This window comes from Methanosarcina sp. WWM596 (assembly GCF_000969965.1).
Lineage (GTDB): Archaea > Halobacteriota > Methanosarcinia > Methanosarcinales > Methanosarcinaceae > Methanosarcina.
The window spans coordinates 2,926,327-2,943,940 of the sequence record NZ_CP009503.1 but is presented as its reverse complement, the minus strand read 5'-3'; the positions used below and the strand labels follow the sequence as shown (position 1 = coordinate 2,943,940).

The 17,614-nt window shown below is 40.8% G+C and carries 17 protein-coding genes and 1 pseudogene; 5 read left to right on the top strand and 13 right to left on the bottom strand.

Annotation, left to right across the window (positions count from 1 at the left end; all coding sequences use genetic code 11):
- Nucleotides 1-378 precede the first annotated feature (378 nt).
- The 4 genes from MSWHS_RS13000 to MSWHS_RS21710 form a co-directional block, all read right to left on the bottom strand.
- Complete coding sequence (locus MSWHS_RS13000) at nt 379-1,101, bottom strand: amino acid ABC transporter ATP-binding protein (protein WP_048159161.1); 723 nt, start codon at nt 1,099-1,101, stop codon at nt 379-381.
- A complete protein-coding gene (locus MSWHS_RS12995) occupies nt 1,085-1,780 on the bottom strand; it encodes an amino acid ABC transporter permease (protein ID WP_231585438.1) in 696 nt (231 codons plus the stop codon). The genes MSWHS_RS13000 and MSWHS_RS12995 overlap by 17 nt, the downstream gene beginning before the upstream one ends.
- Before the next feature lie 458 nt (nt 1,781-2,238).
- The gene (locus MSWHS_RS12990) at nt 2,239-3,093 is read right to left on the bottom strand and encodes a basic amino acid ABC transporter substrate-binding protein (protein WP_048129532.1); all 855 of its coding nucleotides are present in this window, start codon (nt 3,091-3,093) and stop codon (nt 2,239-2,241) included.
- Between the two features lie 824 nt (nt 3,094-3,917).
- Nucleotides 3,918-4,292, bottom strand: coding sequence for a hypothetical protein (locus tag MSWHS_RS21710; RefSeq protein ID WP_048129534.1), 375 nt, complete (start codon nt 4,290-4,292; stop codon nt 3,918-3,920).
- Between the two features lie 439 nt (nt 4,293-4,731).
- Between MSWHS_RS21710 and MSWHS_RS12980 the strand changes: the two genes are divergently transcribed.
- From MSWHS_RS12980 to MSWHS_RS12970, 3 genes are all read left to right on the top strand, one after another.
- Entirely contained in the window at nt 4,732-5,301 is a 570-nt protein-coding gene (locus MSWHS_RS12980; RefSeq protein ID WP_048129536.1) for a YigZ family protein, read from the top strand.
- 353 nt (nt 5,302-5,654) lie between these two features.
- Nucleotides 5,655-6,734, top strand: coding sequence for a DUF5050 domain-containing protein (locus MSWHS_RS12975; protein ID WP_231585437.1), 1,080 nt, complete (start codon nt 5,655-5,657; stop codon nt 6,732-6,734).
- 83 nt (nt 6,735-6,817) lie between these two features.
- Entirely contained in the window at nt 6,818-7,678 is an 861-nt protein-coding gene (locus tag MSWHS_RS12970) for a GNAT family N-acetyltransferase (protein ID WP_048129540.1), read from the top strand.
- A gap of 110 nt (nt 7,679-7,788) precedes the next feature.
- On the opposite strand, the gene MSWHS_RS21705 is transcribed toward MSWHS_RS12970, so the two are convergent.
- Nucleotides 7,789-7,953 (bottom strand): hypothetical protein, encoded by a 165-nt coding sequence (locus MSWHS_RS21705; protein ID WP_231585436.1) that lies wholly within the window; start codon nt 7,951-7,953, stop codon nt 7,789-7,791.
- A gap of 10 nt (nt 7,954-7,963) precedes the next feature.
- A complete protein-coding gene (locus MSWHS_RS21700; protein WP_231585435.1) occupies nt 7,964-8,224 on the bottom strand; it encodes a hypothetical protein in 261 nt (86 codons plus the stop codon).
- Nucleotides 8,225-8,317: 93 nt separating this feature from the next.
- On the opposite strand from MSWHS_RS21700, the gene MSWHS_RS12960 reads away from it, so the two are divergent.
- Nucleotides 8,318-9,211 carry a DMT family transporter gene (locus MSWHS_RS12960; protein ID WP_048129542.1) on the top strand — a complete coding sequence of 298 codons (894 nt, stop codon included), beginning with the start codon at nt 8,318-8,320 and terminating at the stop codon, nt 9,209-9,211.
- A 70-nt stretch (nt 9,212-9,281) separates the two neighbouring features.
- Here the strand turns inward: MSWHS_RS12960 and mtaA are convergent, their stop codons facing one another.
- The 7 genes and pseudogenes from mtaA to MSWHS_RS12935 form a co-directional block, all read right to left on the bottom strand.
- Nucleotides 9,282-10,307: a methylcobamide:CoM methyltransferase MtaA gene (gene mtaA, locus MSWHS_RS12955; protein ID WP_048129544.1), complete on the bottom strand. Its 1,026-nt coding sequence runs from the start codon at nt 10,305-10,307 to the stop codon at nt 9,282-9,284.
- A 391-nt stretch (nt 10,308-10,698) separates the two neighbouring features.
- Nucleotides 10,699-11,262, bottom strand: a complete 564-nt coding sequence (locus MSWHS_RS22160; protein ID WP_304413480.1) for a sensor histidine kinase KdpD — start codon at nt 11,260-11,262, stop codon at nt 10,699-10,701.
- Between the two features lie 114 nt (nt 11,263-11,376).
- Nucleotides 11,377-12,198: pseudogene (locus MSWHS_RS22155) on the bottom strand (histidine kinase N-terminal 7TM domain-containing protein); the annotation flags it as partial.
- An 86-nt stretch (nt 12,199-12,284) separates the two neighbouring features.
- A complete protein-coding gene (gene tnpA, locus MSWHS_RS19485) occupies nt 12,285-12,746 on the bottom strand; it encodes an IS200/IS605 family transposase (RefSeq protein WP_082088120.1) in 462 nt (153 codons plus the stop codon).
- Between the two features lie 146 nt (nt 12,747-12,892).
- Nucleotides 12,893-13,111, bottom strand: a complete 219-nt coding sequence (locus MSWHS_RS20540; protein ID WP_231585434.1) for a histidine kinase N-terminal 7TM domain-containing protein — start codon at nt 13,109-13,111, stop codon at nt 12,893-12,895.
- Nucleotides 13,112-14,226: 1,115 nt separating this feature from the next.
- Nucleotides 14,227-14,694, bottom strand: coding sequence for a hypothetical protein (locus MSWHS_RS12940; protein ID WP_052722720.1), 468 nt, complete (start codon nt 14,692-14,694; stop codon nt 14,227-14,229).
- 772 nt (nt 14,695-15,466) lie between these two features.
- Nucleotides 15,467-16,528: a hypothetical protein gene (locus tag MSWHS_RS12935; protein WP_048129548.1), complete on the bottom strand. Its 1,062-nt coding sequence runs from the start codon at nt 16,526-16,528 to the stop codon at nt 15,467-15,469.
- A 417-nt stretch (nt 16,529-16,945) separates the two neighbouring features.
- Here MSWHS_RS12935 and MSWHS_RS12930 point away from each other — a divergent pair, with 417 nt between their 5' ends.
- A complete protein-coding gene (locus tag MSWHS_RS12930) occupies nt 16,946-17,485 on the top strand; it encodes a GNAT family N-acetyltransferase (protein ID WP_048129550.1) in 540 nt (179 codons plus the stop codon).
- Nucleotides 17,486-17,614: the final 129 nt, after the last annotated feature.

Genomic DNA, 17,614 nt, shown 5'->3' with positions numbered 1-17,614 from the left:
TAGATAAGTATTTCGAATTCATTCGAATTACTCATTACAACCCACAATATAACAAAACAAGTAAAACTGATAAATATAGTTATTTAAAAACCGCAAGCTTGATATTTTTAAATAATAGCGCACCACACGACTCACTACACGACTCACTAATACAAGCTATAGATCTTCGTTTCCCATAAAACCTTATTTTTGCAGGGCCACCAGACAGCCTGGCGAAAGAGTTGAGATTTTACTTAAATTGAAAAAAGATTTTGGGCTTAAGTAAAATATTCTCTCAACCAGGGGGCATTTCCAGTATATGATCTCCGTTTATCTCTCTAATTACGGCACTGGCTTTTAATTTGGGATTTGCCTGGCTGGCAGGTTGGCAAAATTTCATTACAGAATCTTACTCAAAAATGACTTTGTCCTCTCGTTTCGGGCATTATGGAAGATTTCTTCAGGTGTACCTTTTTCTACTATGATACCGTCGTCCATAAAGAGGACACGGTCTCCGACTTCTCTGGCAAAGCCCATCTCGTGGGTTACGACAACCATTGTCATGCCTTCTTTTGCCAGGTCTTTCATGACGTTTAAGACTTCTCCGACCATTTCGGGATCAAGCGCGGAGGTGGGTTCATCAAAGAGCATTGCCTTAGGGCGCATGGCAAGGGCTCGTGCGATTGCAACCCTCTGCTGCTGACCTCCGGAAAGGGAACTGGGATAAACATTTGCCTTGTCTTCAAGCCCTACTTTTTTCAGGAGGGCATAGGCGCGGTCGTAAGCTTCTTTTTCAGGAAGACCGCGGACCTTTATAGGGGCAATGGCTACGTTTTTAAGGGCGGTCATGTGGGGAAAAAGGTTAAAACGCTGGAAGACCATTCCGACTTCCTCGCGGATCTTGTTGATATTCACGTTGGGGTCAGTGACCTTCTCCCCTTCAATCCAGATATCTCCCGAGGTGGGAGTTTCAAGAAGATTCAGGCAGCGGAGGAAGGTACTTTTTCCGGAACCTGAGGGACCTATCACGCAAACCACTTCGCTCTCTTCAACTTTCTCGGTTATTCCTTTAAGGACTTTCAGGCTTCCGAAACTTTTGTGGAGGTTATTCACTTCTATCACTTACGCCAAGCCTCCTCTCAATGTAATTAAGCACGTGGGAAATTCCCATGGTCAGGGCCAAGTACACAAGGGCAACTGAAATGTATGTCGGGAAAGTAGCAAAGGTCTTTGAGACATAAAGCATCCCGTTCTTTGCAAGCTCATGCACGCTGATGATTGCAAGCAGAGACGAATCTTTCAAAAGGGCTATAAACTCGTTTCCGAGGGGAGGGATTATCAGCTTTACAGCCTGCGGCATAATGACTTCCCTCATGGCCTGCCTTTCGGTCATACCCAGGGAACGGGCGGCTTCCATCTGACCTCTGTCAACGGATTTGATGCCTGCACGCACAATCTCCGCATTGTAAGCTCCGCTATTGATACTGCACACCGCGATACCCGCGATAATCGGGTCGATCATGAAAGGATCTCCTGTAATCCCGATGATAAGGCCAGGTATACCATAGTAAAAAAGCAGGATCTGTACGAAAAGAGGGGTGCCCCGGATAAAATCAACATATATTGTACTCGGAATTTTGAAAACCGATCTTTTAGAGAGTTTTCCGAAAGCTGCAATTGTCCCCAGGATTAACCCGAAAAATATCGCAAAGGTAGTGACCTCTATGGTGATTACCGCACCCCGCAACAAACTCGGAAATACATTAATAGCGTGTTCAAGGTAGGACGCTAAAAGAGACAAACTATAACCTCAGTTATTTATAATATATAAAACGGATTACTTTTTGTGAATAATTAGTCTGTTTGTAATGTGTAGCTCCTCTTTGAGCTCGAATTAAATACACCCACCCGATCCAACCAGATGGGGATTTCTCTTCAGCAAATATCTCTGCAAATGGGCTGCAGTAATGCCTTTAGAGCGTGGGATTTTAAAGCAACATCCAGTGCAAATACACGTTTTACAGAAATATATAATTGAAAACACTTTTCCATTATATAAAACCAATCATTTGTAACAAAGATATCGGTGGACATATTTTGTAAATGAAGGGCAAGATAATTAAGGCAAAGCAAAAATCAAAAGATTTGGCCGAATATTGAAGAAACTAGAGAAAAAAGAGCAGAAACAAAACGAGAAGAGATGGGAGAGCAGCACAAAATGTGCCAGCTCTCGAGTTACAGTTAGATTTACTCTTAGATTTACTCTTCCATGTATGTTGGGAGTTTTGTCAGGAGTTCGTCGTACTTGCCACTGGCTTTGACGTTCTCAAGACCCGCGTTGATTTTAATAAGGAGTTCGGTGTTGCCGGTGCGGACGGCAAAGCCATAGTCTTCACTGTTAAGGGGCTCGCCAACGATCTTGATTACATCGGGCTGAGCTGCGATGAAAGCTTCCGTGACAGGCAGGTCGTTGACCATTGCATCGGCACCACCGATCTTGAGTTCTTCGATGGCTTCATTTACATGGGGGAAATCCTTAATCTCAGCAATGATTCCGGCTTTCTGGAGCTCTTCTGCCTTCAGGAACCCGGTAGACCCGGTCTGGACAGCAACGGTCTTGCCCTTCAGGTCATCAACACTCTGAATGTCTTCATTGCCAATGAGTACGGCAAGAGCCAGGCCCGCGTTGATATAAGGTTCACTGAAGTCAACCTCTTCTTCACGTTCATCGGTGATTGTCATGCCTGAGGCAATAATGTCAACATTTCCAGTCTGGAGAGCCGGGATAAGGCCGGCAAAGTCCTGATCAAGATACTCAACCTTAAAGCCCTGATCTTCAGCAATCGCGTTCATGAGATCAACGTCAAAGCCGATTATATTTCCATTGGAATTTACAATTTCAAAGGGTGGGAACTGGGCTTCTGTTCCTACAATATAAGTGGGCATTTCCCCGACGGAAGCATTTCCTTCAACACCGGATCCCTCTTCAGCTGGGGTAGTTTCTTCGGCGGCTCCTTCTGCTGCTTCCTCTGTACTCTGCTCAGCACAGCCGGCTGCAAAGACAACAGTCGTAATAACGAGGAGCATTGCAATGATCTTTAACATTTTTTGCATACAAGTACCTCTGAAAACTCTTCATTAATATTAAATATGTAAGATAATTAAACTTTTATAAAATATCAGACAAAAGATTAATAGCTTTGGATTTCAAATTAATTTCTTCAGATAGGAAAGTGAAATATTTTAAAATGGAAAAAGAACTTAACTAGAAAAGCCATAAAGTTAATAAAACTAAATTAAAAACCACCGGTACCTTCACTTCAATCATTATATTACATAAATACCCGATAAAAAAACTGAAATCTCTTTTGTACTTCCCACGGTACAGGATAGTTCAACAAATTTACAAACATGTGTTTCTATATATATTTCTATATATGTTTCGATATATGTTTTCATATATATATGGAGTCCACTGAAAAACTCTGTACGCACCTAATTTAGAGTATAAAGTTCAGGTAGAATTCAGCAAAGGGAAGAAAATTTGAGCGCAAACAGGATACAGGTAAAATAAATTTACAATCCTCGCCGGGGCTCAAATAAGAAAAAATATTGATGTTAACAGGGCTTTGCCCAGAGACTGAGTTGTAAATATTTTATGTGGAAAACTGATATATTCGGAAAATGTCAGTGAGTTCAATATTTACCACATAGTCCCGGTTTTTGTATGATTATGTCTGGGACTTCTGGGTTTGTGACCGAAAAACAGAAGAAACACTCTGGTACAGAGATTTAATAAAAATGCTTTATTGCAATTTTACACTTGCAATTTTACACGGTCATAAACTGGATAATAACCGGTATTTCAAAAAAAGAAATGTGTAGCCTTAAAAGGCCACATTGGCGGATTGTAATTTATAAATTGCTTATGCAGTGGTTTATTCTTCGTCAGCTGGAGCTTTTTCTTCAGTTGAGTTGTCAGCGACGTCTTCTTCAGTTGAGTTGTCAGCGACGTCTTCTTCAGTTAAGTTGTCAGCGACTTCTTCAGTTGAGTTGTCAGCGACGTCTTCTTCAGTTGAGTTGTCAGCGACTTCTTCAGTTGAGTTGTCAGCAACTTCTTCGTCAACGGGTTCTACTTCAGCGACTTCTTCACCTTCAACGATATCTTCTTCTGCTACAGGAGCTTCATCGGTCACTTCTTCATGAGCTGCTTCTTCAGCAGGTTCTTCAGCGGTCTTGTCAGCACATCCGGCTGCAAAGACAACAGTAGCAATTACAAGAAGCATTGCAATAATCTTTAACATTTTTTTCATTAATTATACCTCTAATAGTTCTCTTCCTTTTTTTACACCCATCTCATACAAATTCATGAGATATTTATATGAGATATTTATGCATGAACCCCCAATGAGATTAAAACTTTTCGATTTGACAAAAAAATAAAAGGACGAAGGGTCCAAGACTTACCCAACAGACAAGCCTGATAGATTCTTTTTTGAAATTTACTAATTTATATTAGTGCAATATGAATATATTAGAGTACCAAGTGTCATAAATAAGTTAAGATGGAGAAAATATAGCCAGTTAGGGGGAAGCCGTGAGTCGTCAGTAGGCAGAAAGATTATTTAAAGACATCATAATATTCGTCCGGCGCGCATCTGCAAAACTTTAAAGCCTCAAGTGTAAAATTAGTTAAAAAAGCAGTATGAGGATAAGACCCTGAATACCTATAAAACCCTGAAAAGCTCTGGAATGGCTCAAAGAGAATTCAAAAAATCCATATTCATAGGATATGCCAGGCAGGTAAAAAATGAAACAGAAGCAAAGGCTTTCATAAAAGAGATAAAAGAGCTACATAGAGACGCAAACCATAATGTTTCAGCTTATTTTGTAAAAGAAGAAGGCTCTTTTGCCCTCAAATACGATGACGACGGAGAACCTGCAGGCAGCTCCGGAAAACCCGTTTTTAAGGTTATAGAATCAAAGGGGCTCTATAATACAGCTGTAGTTGTGACCCGGTACTTTGGGGGAATAAAGCTGGGCTTTGGGGGGCTTTCCAGGGCGTACAGGGAAACAGCAATTTCAGCTATTGAAAAGGCAGGTACTGTAGAGATCTTTGAAGAAGTAAGGTTCAGGATACGTTTCAGATATCCGGAGATTCAAAAGATTAAGAATCTCATTGAGGAACACGGAAAAGTAGAGGACGAAAAATATTCTGATAGCGTCGAATTTATTTTCTGTATAAGAAAGATTTGTGAAGAGAAATTTATTGAAAAACTGGTAAAACTGACAAGAAATAAAGTTGAGCTTGAGAAGATTTAACTTTAAGAAGTAGGACTGAACCTTGAATTGAGAGCAAGATTTTGAAATTAGCGCAGGATCTTGAATTAAACTTTAAAGAAGTGCCCCCTCAAATAAAGAAAAACTAAAATGCAGGAAACCGCTAAAAACTATAGGAGATATACATCCTTTAGAGATTGCTCAGCTATTGGGAAATATTCTATGCTAGAAAATGCATAAACTTGAAAAAGATAAGAAAGTTAAACCGAAATTTGATCCGAAGTTGAAAGTATCTATACTCAAAAAACCCACAATGAAACTCAAGAGGGAATATTGGAAGTGTAATATTGAGGTACAACAAATTTTCAATGATACTTATTTCAGTTGTTTTCTTCATGGTACTGAGCGCATGTGCAGGTTCAGCTGCCACCGAGCCATTGGAAGGAGACGAGCAGGAAATTAACTCGGCTATTAGCCACCAGATCAGCCCTGTAGTCTCAGGAGACTACATTGTCTGGCAGGATGAAAGAGACGGAAACTGGGACATCTACATGTACGACATGTCCGTAGGAAGAACTGAAACTCCCCTGTTCGCCGGCCCAAAAGACGAAATAGAACCGGCAATTTCAGGCAACCGAATTGTGTTTTCGGACGAAAATAGAGGCAACTATGATATTTATCTGTACGATCTTGACTCCAAGACCAAAACCCAGATTACATTGGACAGGGCAGACCAGAAAGAGCCGGCAATATCAGGCGACATAATTGTCTGGACAGACCGCAGGAACCAGGACACTGACATTTACATGTATGACATTACCACCAAAAAGGAAACCCGGATAACAACCGATAAAGCAGACCAGAGCCAACCTGCGATCTCGGGGAATATCATCGTCTGGAAAGATCCGCGCAACGGTAATGACGATATTTACATGTACGATATCAATACAGGCAAAGAAAGCCCTGTAGTTACGGACCCTGCAGGGCAGGCAAACCCTGTCATTGAAGGAAACTACATTGTCTGGGAGGACAGGCGGGATGGAAACCTTGATATCTACATGTATGACCTTTCAAGCAAAAAAGAAATACCTGTTTGTATTGACCCGTCCCCACAGAAAACCCCTGCTATCTCGGGCGGAAGAATAGTATGGGCTGATGGGAGGATAAAGGGAACAAACATCTTTATATACGACATAGCCACAGGACAGGAAAATACAGTTTCCACTGCATCTGAATATGAAAGCAACCCTGCAATCGACGGCAACCGGATAGTCTGGCAGGACAAGCGTAAAGGTACCATGGACATCTTTATGTTCACAGAAGAAGGTTCCGGGACAGGCGCTGCTGCCGGGGAAGAAACGGGAGACAAAACCGGGGCAAAAGAATCCCCTCTGGGCATCTATCCTGCATCAACTGCGGTTATAGCGGCTTACCTGATAGTAACTTCAGGGAAGAACAGGAAGAGAAAAAATTAACTCCTGCAAACTTGATATTAAGTAAAAAACAGGTCAAGGAAGATACTTAAAAAATAAATAGAAAATGAGAATATTAAACTGTCATGGATAAAGATTCGAAAAAAATAAAAGGGCTTAAAGTCCGAAAAATGAGCAGGGAAGAAACCGGATTCGCAATTGAGATGGCAGTCGCGGAAGGTTGGAACCCTGGCATCCATGACGGAGAACTTTTTTACGAAGCTGATAACGAAGGCTTTTTTATTGCAGAGCTTGAAGGCAAGCCCGAAGGTTGTGCTTCTGCTGTCGCTTATGATGATTCTTTCGGTTTTTTCGGGCTCTACGTAGTCAAACCCGAATTCAGGAAAAAAGGCATCGGAATAAAACTGACCGAAAAATGCCTGGAATATCTGGAAGACAGAAACATCGGGCTAGATGGAGTTGTGGAAAACGAAAAAAAATACCAGCAGGTTATGAAATTCAGGTCTTCTTACAGCAACCTGCGTTTTGAAGGCAGGGGAGGAGGAAAAGTCCCGGATGGACTTGTAAAGATCTCGAAAGTCCCCTTTGAAAAACTGCTTGCCTACGACAGGAAGATGTTTCCTGCCCCAAGGTCCGGCTTTCTTGAGAAATGGATAAATCAACCCGACTCTTCCGCCTTTGCGGCAGTGGAAAAAGGTGACATGAAAGGGTACGGCGTAATCAGGAAGTGCAGGAAAGGGTATAAGATAGGTCCTCTTTTCGCAGACGACCAGGTTACAGCAGAGAAAATATTCAGGGCCCTCAGAGCATCAGTTCCTGAGGAAACCATTTATCTTGATGTCCCCGAACCGAATAAAAAAGCAATGGAAATAGCAAAAAAGTATCACATGAATGTAATGTTCAAAACTATCCGCATGTACAGCCGAAAAGAACCTGATATAGAGCTTGATAAGGTTTATGGGGTTACGAGTTTCGAGCTTGGATAACAAAGAATAAAGTTTCGGACTTGGATAATAAAGAATAAAAACAGACGAGAAGAAAAAACAGTTAAGGGCAAGGAGTATCGTAGGGCAATAGTTGTAGTTCAGGATATCAGTTAGAACTCGATATCCCTTATATGGTGCTCATACTTTTCTTCCCAGGCTGGAGTAGTTATGCAAATCTGCTTCAGGCTGCCCCGGAACCAGAACCTTTTCTCCAGAGGCACCACGACCACGCCCCCTACCCGGACTTCAAACTCCCTGCCCTCAATTACCCACATGCCGAACCCTTCAAGAATATAATACAAAAAAATCGCGTTTTTCATGAACAAACTCTTCTGCATGTCCTGTTTCGGTTTCCTGGTACAGGACAACTGCATTCCGGTTGTCTTCTTTCGTAATATAGACCCTCATCCGGACTCCGTGTTTCTCGATTACTTCTGCATTTTCAGGTCTGGAAACTACACGAGAAAAATCCCCCTGAAGGAGCAGGGAGCTCAGGAGAAGAGGATTTTTCTGCAGGGGGATTAAACAGGAGCAGGTTCTCTTCAAACCCACACTTGCCCGGTTTTAACTTACAATGTATATTTTTTAACAGATACTGATCCAATAAATATATAAATGCTATACGTATATCCATGCAGAATGTTTCTAGAGAGCAAAAAAGCGCATATGGCCGTGATTTTAGGCTGTGTATTTTACAGCATGAATGGGCTTTTTATTTCCCGTATCCATGATATGGCTATTTCTCCGGTAATTTTTTACAGATTGCTCTTTGGGCTTCTGTTTTTCTCTATATATATAATTGCGAGAGGGAAAACTTCAGACCTCAGGTTAAAGAAAAAGAAAAAAAGCCTGTTCCTGCAGGGAGTACTCGTTGTTATATGCATGCTGCTCTATTTTACCTGCCTGAAGATTACATGCGTATCCATTGCAATATTACTCCAGTATACAGCTCCAATCTATGTCATGCTGGCTTCCCCTTTTCTCCTGAATGAGAAAATCGGAAAAAAAAGTATAGTTGCCCTCTTCATCGCAATCACAGGAGTTTTGCTTATAGTCAGGCCCGAAAACGGGCTTTCCGGAATTGAGCTTACCGGCACCTACATGCTGGGCATGATAGCAGGGTTGCTTTCGGGAGTTGTCTTTGCGGCTCTGATCCTGAACGTAAAAGTTTTAAAAACGGAATACCCGGAACTTGCAATAGTCTTCTGGCCCATGGGGATTGCTTTTTTGCTGCTAAGCCCCTTTGCATTTGAGGTTTCTCCGGCTGTCCTTTACAGCAACCTGAAAGTGCTTGCTACTTTCGGAATGGTATCCATAGGTTTCGGAGAGATCTTTACAGTTCTCGGACTTGCAAACCTTAAAGCCCAGACCGGAAGCCTCCTTTCCCTGATAGAACCTGTCAGCGGGGTATTTTTTGATGTGGCTGTACTTGGAATTGCACTTTCTGTTGAAACTCTTACAGGTTGTACCCTGATAATAGGTTCTGCAATGATTATAAGCCTTAATGACTCGGAGAAGTTTCCGAAAAACTAAGTGAAGGAACTCCACGGAGCTTGCTAAAAGAGCTTCCTCCGAAGATCCCTCCCAGAACCCTCAGGAAGATTCACAATGAGCAGTACTCATCCCTTGCCCGGAAAAGCGCTTTTATATTCTCGAGTGGGGTATGGGGAGCAAGCCCGCAACCCGGTGCAAGAATATCGATCCCATCTTCAAGGCATGCCCGAGCTTCAATTAGAACCTCTTCAGGCCCTTTTGTCAGCAGGGTATCAGAAGGGGACACATTTCCTATCAGACGCCCCCGGTTACCCACAATTCCCTTTGCAAAACTGATACCCACTTTTTCTTCAATGCTGATTCCCTCAAACCCGGCGTCTGCCAGAGGGTCAAGGACGGCTGTGGCATCCCCACACATATGGAGGATTTTTAATCCTTTCACCTCCCTGCAGAATTTACTATGGAGTGGAAAAACCGAAGTCTCAAACATCTGAGGGGCAATAATATCAGGCCCTGCTTCGGAGTCTATAAGCACTACGGCATCTGCTCCCCTCTCCAGCAAACCATTTGCATATTCAATGCAGGCTTCAGTCAGAGTTCCCATCAGTTCTTCAACAACTTCAGGATTTGTCACAAACCACATAAGGTAATTTTTCATGCCCGCAAGCATAGAAGCGAGTCCTGCAGGACCCACTAGCCCTGCAACAACGGGCACGTCTTCCCCTACATGTTCTTTTAGGATTCCAACTGCATCCAGAACTACCGATGTCCGCCTGCTTTCAAGAAGCAAATCGGGGACTGAAATCTCCTTAACGTCTTTCTTTTTCTTGCAGGGGAAATCAGTCACATAAGGCTGTATATCAACACTGCCTTCAGCGACTGTACAGCCCAGCGTTTCGGCAAGCACTGTAGTGCAAAAAGGACAGCGTACATTCTCAAACCCTGCAATCTCATGTCCTGCCAGGGCAAGTGCCGCCATTTTGCGGGCATCGTAATTAGCCTGGGGCCAGGAAACTCCTGTCAGTTCCATAAGTTCAACAGTGCCTGTCTGGGTTACGGAACAGACAGGGACCATATCAACGGCTTCACCTTTAAGCACCTTTCCAAATCTTGTATTCAAGGTAAATTCACTCATATTGTTCACCATATATAGTACAGAGATATTATGATTACTGAGATTCGGCTGTCAACTCTAAGAATGATTTCAAAGATATTAGTTATGTCATAATATACAAAGAAACAAATATAAAAGAAATATAAATTAATAAACGTCACAGAAGTTAAGAAGAAATTGATGGGTGAGAAGACTGGAAACCTTTATGGAGCTTTTATTCTTGGGCTTGCACTGGATAATACTATGTAAAGGACGGCTATAGGCATTGCAATAGGGATTGGAGCTGGAATAAGTTTAGGAGCTATCCTGAAGTTTGGACCAGACCAGAAAAAAGGAACAAAAAAGAAATTAAGCTGCTGATCGCCATGGTGGTTACAACTTTGATTCTGGTCCTGTCAGCTGCATTTATGGCTTATTGAAAAGGGGCTCTACGCCAGTTTCCCGGAGGTACGCTAATTTCAAATCTTGCACCTTCTCCTTCGATTCCTGTTTCAGTAATTTCCATGCCTGTAATGGAAAGTATACCTCTGACAAGGAAAAGACCAAGCCCGGTATTTCGACCTACGGATTTCTCAAAAATAAGTTCTTTCATAACAGAAGAGACCCCTATGCCATTATCTTTTACTTCGATTACAACACTTTCCCCGACTATACGAGAGCTTACATCGATCTCACTGACGTGTTCTCCATGGTTTCTTGCATTGTCAAACAGGTTGTAGAAAGCTTTTTTGAGCAGGGGATCAGCATATACTTCAAGCCCGTTATCCTCGATGGAAAACTTCAATCCCTGCCCGGAAAAAGAAAAAGCTGCCTCTTTTGCAAGGCTGCTTATAGACTGCCAGGTAGGGGAAACAACTCCAAGTTCCTGGTAATCCTTTGTGAAAATAATCTGGCTGTGGATTGTTTCAATTCCTTTGTTAAGATTTCGGAGGTATTTTGAGATCCTTAGGTCTTCTTTTACATCCGGGGGAAGCATTTCCGATATCAACTCGGTATACCCTGAAAGTACATTCACCTGGTTGAGAATATCATGCCTGGTAATATTGCTCATGAGGTTTATCTTCTTGTTTGCCTGCTTCAAAGCTTCCTGATACCGATGTATCTCCGTGATATCATGGATCATTACCAGCTTGCCCTCTTCATAATCCCCTGCCAGAAGGGGACTGACACTGACCGAAAAGAACTTTGTTTCCAAATCGATCTTGAGTGAGATTTCCCTGCTGAAACTGTCCTCCGGAGAATTACCAAAAATCTCCACTCCCTCCCCGAAAATGCTATTTATGTTTTTCCCCAGGACCTCTTTTCTTCCTTTTCCGGCGAGTTCAAGTGCTGCCTGATTAATATCCACGATAGTGTTTGAAAGATCCACAACAATGTACCCATCGTTCATGGATTCTATCACGCTCTGCCTGGCAACAGGAATGATGTTAAGGAACTCATGCTCGATTGTTCCCCAGAAGAGGATCAAGCCGGTTATTGTAAAGGAAAAAGGGGTAGGATCAAAAAATGCAAAGGGCCCTATATCTGCTACGTGTATTATATTTGCAAGAACCGGAACACAGGCTGCTGAAAGGGCAATGGCTGCCGGGGTCCCGTAAGGCGTGATAAGATGGATAAACTGCCGGAAAAAGAAAAAGATTCCTGCAAAGATCAAAACAAAGGAGTAAATATAGAAAATCCAAAAAAATGCCCCATGCTCAAATACAAGGAGAGGAAAGCCTCCTGAAAAATCAAGATAGTAACCTCCAAAGTACAGCCCATGGATGCCATTTGTAAGCATTAGTAGAATTGAAATGAAGGGAAAAATAAAAAGCTGCTTCTCATACTTTCGGGCAAATTGTCTGCATATTCCGGAGTATTCAGCTGCAAATAAAAACCAGGTTACAGGAGCAAAGGCCATCCCCACGTACTGGAGACGAGCAAATCAAATTGCGTGCGGCCACCCCAACCTAAAGGATGGGGTATGCTGATGGGCCGCCCGCCCGGTTATTCTGGTACTTAGAAATCGTCAATTTTCCGTTGCCTAGACTTTAATCTATATGATTGAACCTCTGTTTTCGGTTTTCCCTGCGACTCCTTAATGTAGTGCTTGATTGTGTCAGCGGTTACATTTCCAACGGATCGATAGAATTTACCACTTGACCATAGACTTCCACCCCAATATCGTGTTCTCAGTTCAGGATGAAGCTTGAACAATCTGTAAGAACTACCTCCTTTCAAGTATTGAACCACCTCTGATAGAGAGGTGCTTGGGTGGAATTCCAGGAACAGGTGAACATGATTATCTACAACTTCCAGAGCATGGATTTTGTAGCCTTTCTCTGTGCAAATATTGTGGAATATAGACTCGCAATCCTTTTTAACTCGTTTATTGTAGAATATCTTGTATCGATACTTAGGCACCAACACGATGTGGTAGGTAATCTGACCATAGCCATGGCTAAAACTGCGCAATTCCAACGCTTATCACATCCTAGCCATAGGTAGCTGGAACCACCTGTGGCTATGGTGTCAAAAAACCTCATTTTACAAAAAAACGATGATTGATACAGTTTAAGCGAATACAAAACAGCCAGCGAGGGTTCACTTCATCCCCGACCTGAAGGTCAGGGTATTCGTGACCCTCTGCACTCCCATAGTAATAAATACTTATACTCAATATCCATGAACCCGATTTCAAAAGCGTAATTCACAGACCAGAGAGCCATACAGAGCATAATTAAGATAAAATATTTTGAAAAAGGCAAACTGCGGTGATTAAAGGCTTTATATGCTCTGATTGCAAGCAAGGTACATATAAGCCCTGAAAAGATTAATGCCCCCATATAGGGTAACGCAGCGGTGTGGATTTGCAGGCTGATAAGACGACCTTCCTTTTTTGAATTATTGCTAGGGAACAGGGAGAGCCAGGAAATATAAGTAAAAAACACCAAACGTTTTAATAAAAAAACAAAGACTATCTATATAAATTTATGCATTGAATGCAATGGATAAATAAGTTTGCGATGATACTGCTCACGATATAGATTTCCTGAACATAAAAATAAAGAGCCACAAAATTTGCTCTGTTAAAAAAACAATTTTTTTGCTCAGATTAAATATCCATATCATTTAGAGAGCTTTCAGATCATTTGCTCAGACTGTTTAGAAACATATGCGGATTAGAGGCATATGCTGATCATTTATTATCGACAGGTTAACTGAACATCGAAAATCCTTAAGTTTTCCAGATGTTTTTTATTTCCCATTACCTGCAAATATTCCTTTTTAACTAAGTCCCAATTCTTGAAATTTCGTGTGAAATTTCCTCTATACATCATAATCTTTCTTCTTATTGAGTATACATTATAACCTTTCTTCTTATTATATTAGATTATAACCTTTCTTCTTATTGAGTATACATTATAACCATTCTTCTCATGGAATATACATTATAACCTTTCTTCTTATTATATTAGATTATAACCTTTCTTTTTATTATAGTATATTATAACCTTTCTTCTGATTATATTAGATTATATTTCTACCAGGAAGTTACTCTGCATAAAGTTTGATTCCAAATGCAAATTTAAAAAAAGAAGAAAAAATGAAAAGCAAAACAAAACTTTTGTAGAGAATTTAAGAAAACCTTCCCATACCTGTAAAATAAATATTGAGGGGATTTGATATGGATTTTAGATTGCTACAGCTCCTGGCCAAAATGGAATAGATCCTAAGAGGAAATTCCTTAAAGGAAACTCCAGGAAAACTGCTACATAAAAACTGCTACATAAAAACTGCTACATAAAAACTGCTACATATTTTCTTATCAGACTCTATTGTTTTTAAGAGTTGCAAGGATATTGGTGAATTCACTTTGAACCTGCACTTCCCAAAATCTGACGTGTCCAAGATTTTCTACTTAATGTTTTGTAGATCATTCATAAAACATCTTGAATCTTCAAAACCGGATAATCCGGATTTTCCGCACCCTAGATACTCCCCAAAAGGCAAGACATTTACCTCCAGGATTTCCAGGAACCTGGGGGGGGTCAAGATCTTTTGTAAAATAAGTGTCCAGAACAAGAAGATTTACGATTATCTCATAGAATTTTAGAAGCTCGTAGTCTTCACTTCCGGAACTGCAAGAAGAAGCTGTCCTGTAAATCAGTCCATGAATACAGGTCAGATAGATGGAAAGTGTGTTTATCAGGGATTCAAGGTTTTTTTCTTCAGGAAAAACAATAGGAATACGCCTTAAAACTTCCGGATTCGGGCTCCCATTGTAAAACCTGTCATTCTGGCAGATCTCGAAAAAGACCCTTGAAATTGAACTGTTAAGTGCGACGAGGACGTAAGAATATCTTGAAGGGTCCTGAAGCACGATTCCACCACCTTTTTCAAAGATACTGTTTTTGCTCCAGAACATGATTGATTTCACTTCTTTATAAGCCCAGGGTTTATTTAGGGACGGAATTTTGTATATAGAATCAACATTATATTACCAACATTGTATTGTTAATAGTATAATATTAAAAGCATATTATTATCATAATAGTATTAAAGACATATTACCGACGTTATAATATTAATATAATATTCCTAACATCATATCATCAACATATTTATTTAGATAGACGAAAATTATTTTAAATTGTGCAGAGCCGATTCCGGAAACAAAAGGAAATATGGGAAATGAAATTTATGTGGATTAAAAAATTCGGAAGGATTCAGACCATACGTATTAACTTCTAATAAGCAGACCCTAACTTCTAATAAGCAGACCCGTTAATCCGGTTCTTTAAAGGGTAAAAATTATCTCAGGGATATCGTTTTCATTAAAATTTTCGAGCATTAAGGAGGAGGAATGAACTGTCAGGATTGATATCTATGCTCCCGCAGCACCGGAGCCAGGGAAATTAATCCTTCTGTACAGCAAAGATCTGAACCTTTCACAGGCTCAGTGATTCCAAATGGAAAAACTGTCATTCTGCCCTGAGAGCACTTTTACCCCGTGGGTAAAAAAAGGTCAATATATATAAACTTTTTCATAAAAATCTAAATGTAAAATAATGAAGGATAGGGTACTCGAAAAAAAAAATGAAACGGAAAGTAAAAAGCAAAAAGAAACGGAAAGTAAAAAGCAAAAAGTGAGGTCTGAATAAACTTCAAATAAAGAGTTATTCAAACCCTTTATCTATTTAAAGGAAGCTGAGGATTCCAGGGAATTCGGAGTCGAATGCGTACTTTTTAAAGTTAGAGGTTTCGAGAATCTTCTGCTTTATGTAGTAGAGCACACTCATAAGGCTTTCACTGTTTTCCGATTCCATATCTCCTGCATATGGGTGGATATTATCTTCAAGGGCACCCAGAAGCTTCGGATCAATACCATCTCCAAAGTAAACATCCATAACCAGAAGGTTCGAAATTTGCTCATAAAAGTCTGCAAGCTCATCAAGCCAGCCCGCAACACTATTCCCTGCTGCATACTTCTGCCGGTTAAGGAACATGAGATAGCCGGAAATATTAGCGATCAGATCCTCAGTCAGCCTGTCTTCAGGAAATACAATTGGGAATCGTTTCATTACTGCAGGGGTTACAAAGCTTGAGTATATCATCTCATACTCACAGACTGCTGGAAAAAGTCTGGCGATCTGACTGTTAAGGACCGCAGTTACATAAGGGTATTTTTCCGGTTCTTTAAGGACAATCCCACAGCCACCCTCAAATACACGGTTTCCGGAAGCGTCATAAGCTGCCTGCAAACGATAGCCTTCGGTAGCAATGATTTTCGGAGTGCTAAGGTACTCCAGAAGTTTCCTGCCCCTCACACTATAGTAGGCTGCAGAGTCAAGGGGAGAGTTATCATGACCGAACTGATTTTTGAATTCCAGGATCCTCCTGTATGCCATAGGGAACCTGACTTTCAGTTCTTCTGGAGGAATCACTCTGCACTCCTTCCTGTTGCCTTTGTCTGACAGCTCATAAGGCAGCATAAAACGGTAAGGTGAAGAGTTAAATGCAAATCTCTCGGAAAATGTGCCTGAGACATAGGGATAAATTAGTTCAGGTTCTAAAATTACGGGTTTACAGAGACCTTCACAGAGATAAAGCGAGTCAGAATCGCTACCTTCTGGAACGACAAGCCTGTGCAGCAAACCATTTTTTGTGCTGATACCTCCGAAGATACTTTCAGATATGTCTTCAAGTGTGGTCGGGAGTTCACAGATTCTTTCTACAATTCTGTTTTCATTCAGTAACATCTATTATTCACTTCTGTAGAAATATATTGAGAAAATTCCTTTTCTCCTGTTTTTACTCTCAGGGCTGGATCTTACCTGAGTTGTTGAAAAATAATTTAATCTCAGCACTATAGACTTTGATGCCCCATTAAAACCATCAAAATCCGGCCTGAAACGCAGGATAAGTTTTGTATAGTTACCTGCAGGAAATAGTAGAATAACATAGATATATAAATATATTCTCACTGAAAATTAATTATAAATATAAATCATGACAGATAGCTGAAGGGAATAAATATCTGCTTACTGCAAAGTTTCAGGTATGTAATTCTGAGATCCAAAATTAAAGATCCAGTTTTAATTCCATTATTCAAGAGAAGGAAGGGAGGGAGGGACTAACCAAAAAAATTTAAATATTGATTTTCAGACTACTTACATATGCAAGGAAGCAAATATTCCGAAAAATATCAAATAAGAGAAGCTGTAACCGAAGACATTTCCGGAATGCTTGAGGTCTTTAACTATTACATTGAAAATAGTTTTGCAGCATATATAGAAACCAAGGTTGGACCCGAGTTTTTTCAAGCTGTTCAGAGTGAAAAAGAGCAGGATGAAAATGAACATTTTCCTTTTTACGTTATTGAAGAAAAGGGCAAAATAATAGGAATCGGAGCCCTCAGACCATATTTCCCATTCCCGAATTTCCGGCACACAGGTGTAGTTTCTTATTTTATCCTGCCCGGGCACACAAGAAAAGGCCTTGGGTCCAGGATGCTGGACAAACTCTATACGGAAGCCAGAGAGAAAAAGATGAAAAACCTCCTTGCAAATGTATCCTCAAAAAATGAAGCCAGCCTGAACTTTCATCTGAAACACGGTTTTATTGAATGCGGGAAGTTCCTGGAAGTCGGGGCCAAGTTTGGGAAATCTTTTGACATTATATGGCTGCAGAAGTTCCTGGAGAAAGATCAGGGGTAAAAAAGAGAAATGGATAAAGAACATAAAACGAAACTGCAAGTTTGACTCACCTGTCAGAGAAATACCCTCCTTATTTTCCGAAACGGTGTTAATATTGTACAAATAGCAAAGTTCCCATCAAAATTATAC

Coding starts and splice junctions, on each gene's coding strand:
- MSWHS_RS21710 (WP_048129534.1), bottom strand. CDS start 4,292: ATGAAAAAAATGTTAAAGATTATTGCAATGCTTCTTGTAATTGCTACT.
- MSWHS_RS12980 (WP_048129536.1), top strand. CDS start 4,732: ATGGCTCAAAGAGAATTCAAAAAATCCATATTCATAGGATATGCCAGG.
- mtaA (WP_048129544.1), bottom strand. CDS start 10,307: ATGAGTGAATTTACCTTGAATACAAGATTTGGAAAGGTGCTTAAAGGT.
- MSWHS_RS21705 (WP_231585436.1), bottom strand. CDS start 7,953: ATGTGGGTAATTGAGGGCAGGGAGTTTGAAGTCCGGGTAGGGGGCGTG.
- MSWHS_RS12990 (WP_048129532.1), bottom strand. CDS start 3,093: ATGCAAAAAATGTTAAAGATCATTGCAATGCTCCTCGTTATTACGACT.
- MSWHS_RS22160 (WP_304413480.1), bottom strand. CDS start 11,262: ATGCTTCCCCCGGATGTAAAAGAAGACCTAAGGATCTCAAAATACCTC.
- MSWHS_RS12930 (WP_048129550.1), top strand. CDS start 16,946: ATGCAAGGAAGCAAATATTCCGAAAAATATCAAATAAGAGAAGCTGTA.
- MSWHS_RS12960 (WP_048129542.1), top strand. CDS start 8,318: ATGTTTCTAGAGAGCAAAAAAGCGCATATGGCCGTGATTTTAGGCTGT.
- MSWHS_RS12940 (WP_052722720.1), bottom strand. CDS start 14,694: ATGTTCTGGAGCAAAAACAGTATCTTTGAAAAAGGTGGTGGAATCGTG.
- MSWHS_RS12970 (WP_048129540.1), top strand. CDS start 6,818: ATGGATAAAGATTCGAAAAAAATAAAAGGGCTTAAAGTCCGAAAAATG.
- MSWHS_RS20540 (WP_231585434.1), bottom strand. CDS start 13,111: ATGGGGGCATTAATCTTTTCAGGGCTTATATGTACCTTGCTTGCAATC.
- MSWHS_RS12935 (WP_048129548.1), bottom strand. CDS start 16,528: ATGTTACTGAATGAAAACAGAATTGTAGAAAGAATCTGTGAACTCCCG.
- MSWHS_RS12975 (WP_231585437.1), top strand. CDS start 5,655: ATGGTACTGAGCGCATGTGCAGGTTCAGCTGCCACCGAGCCATTGGAA.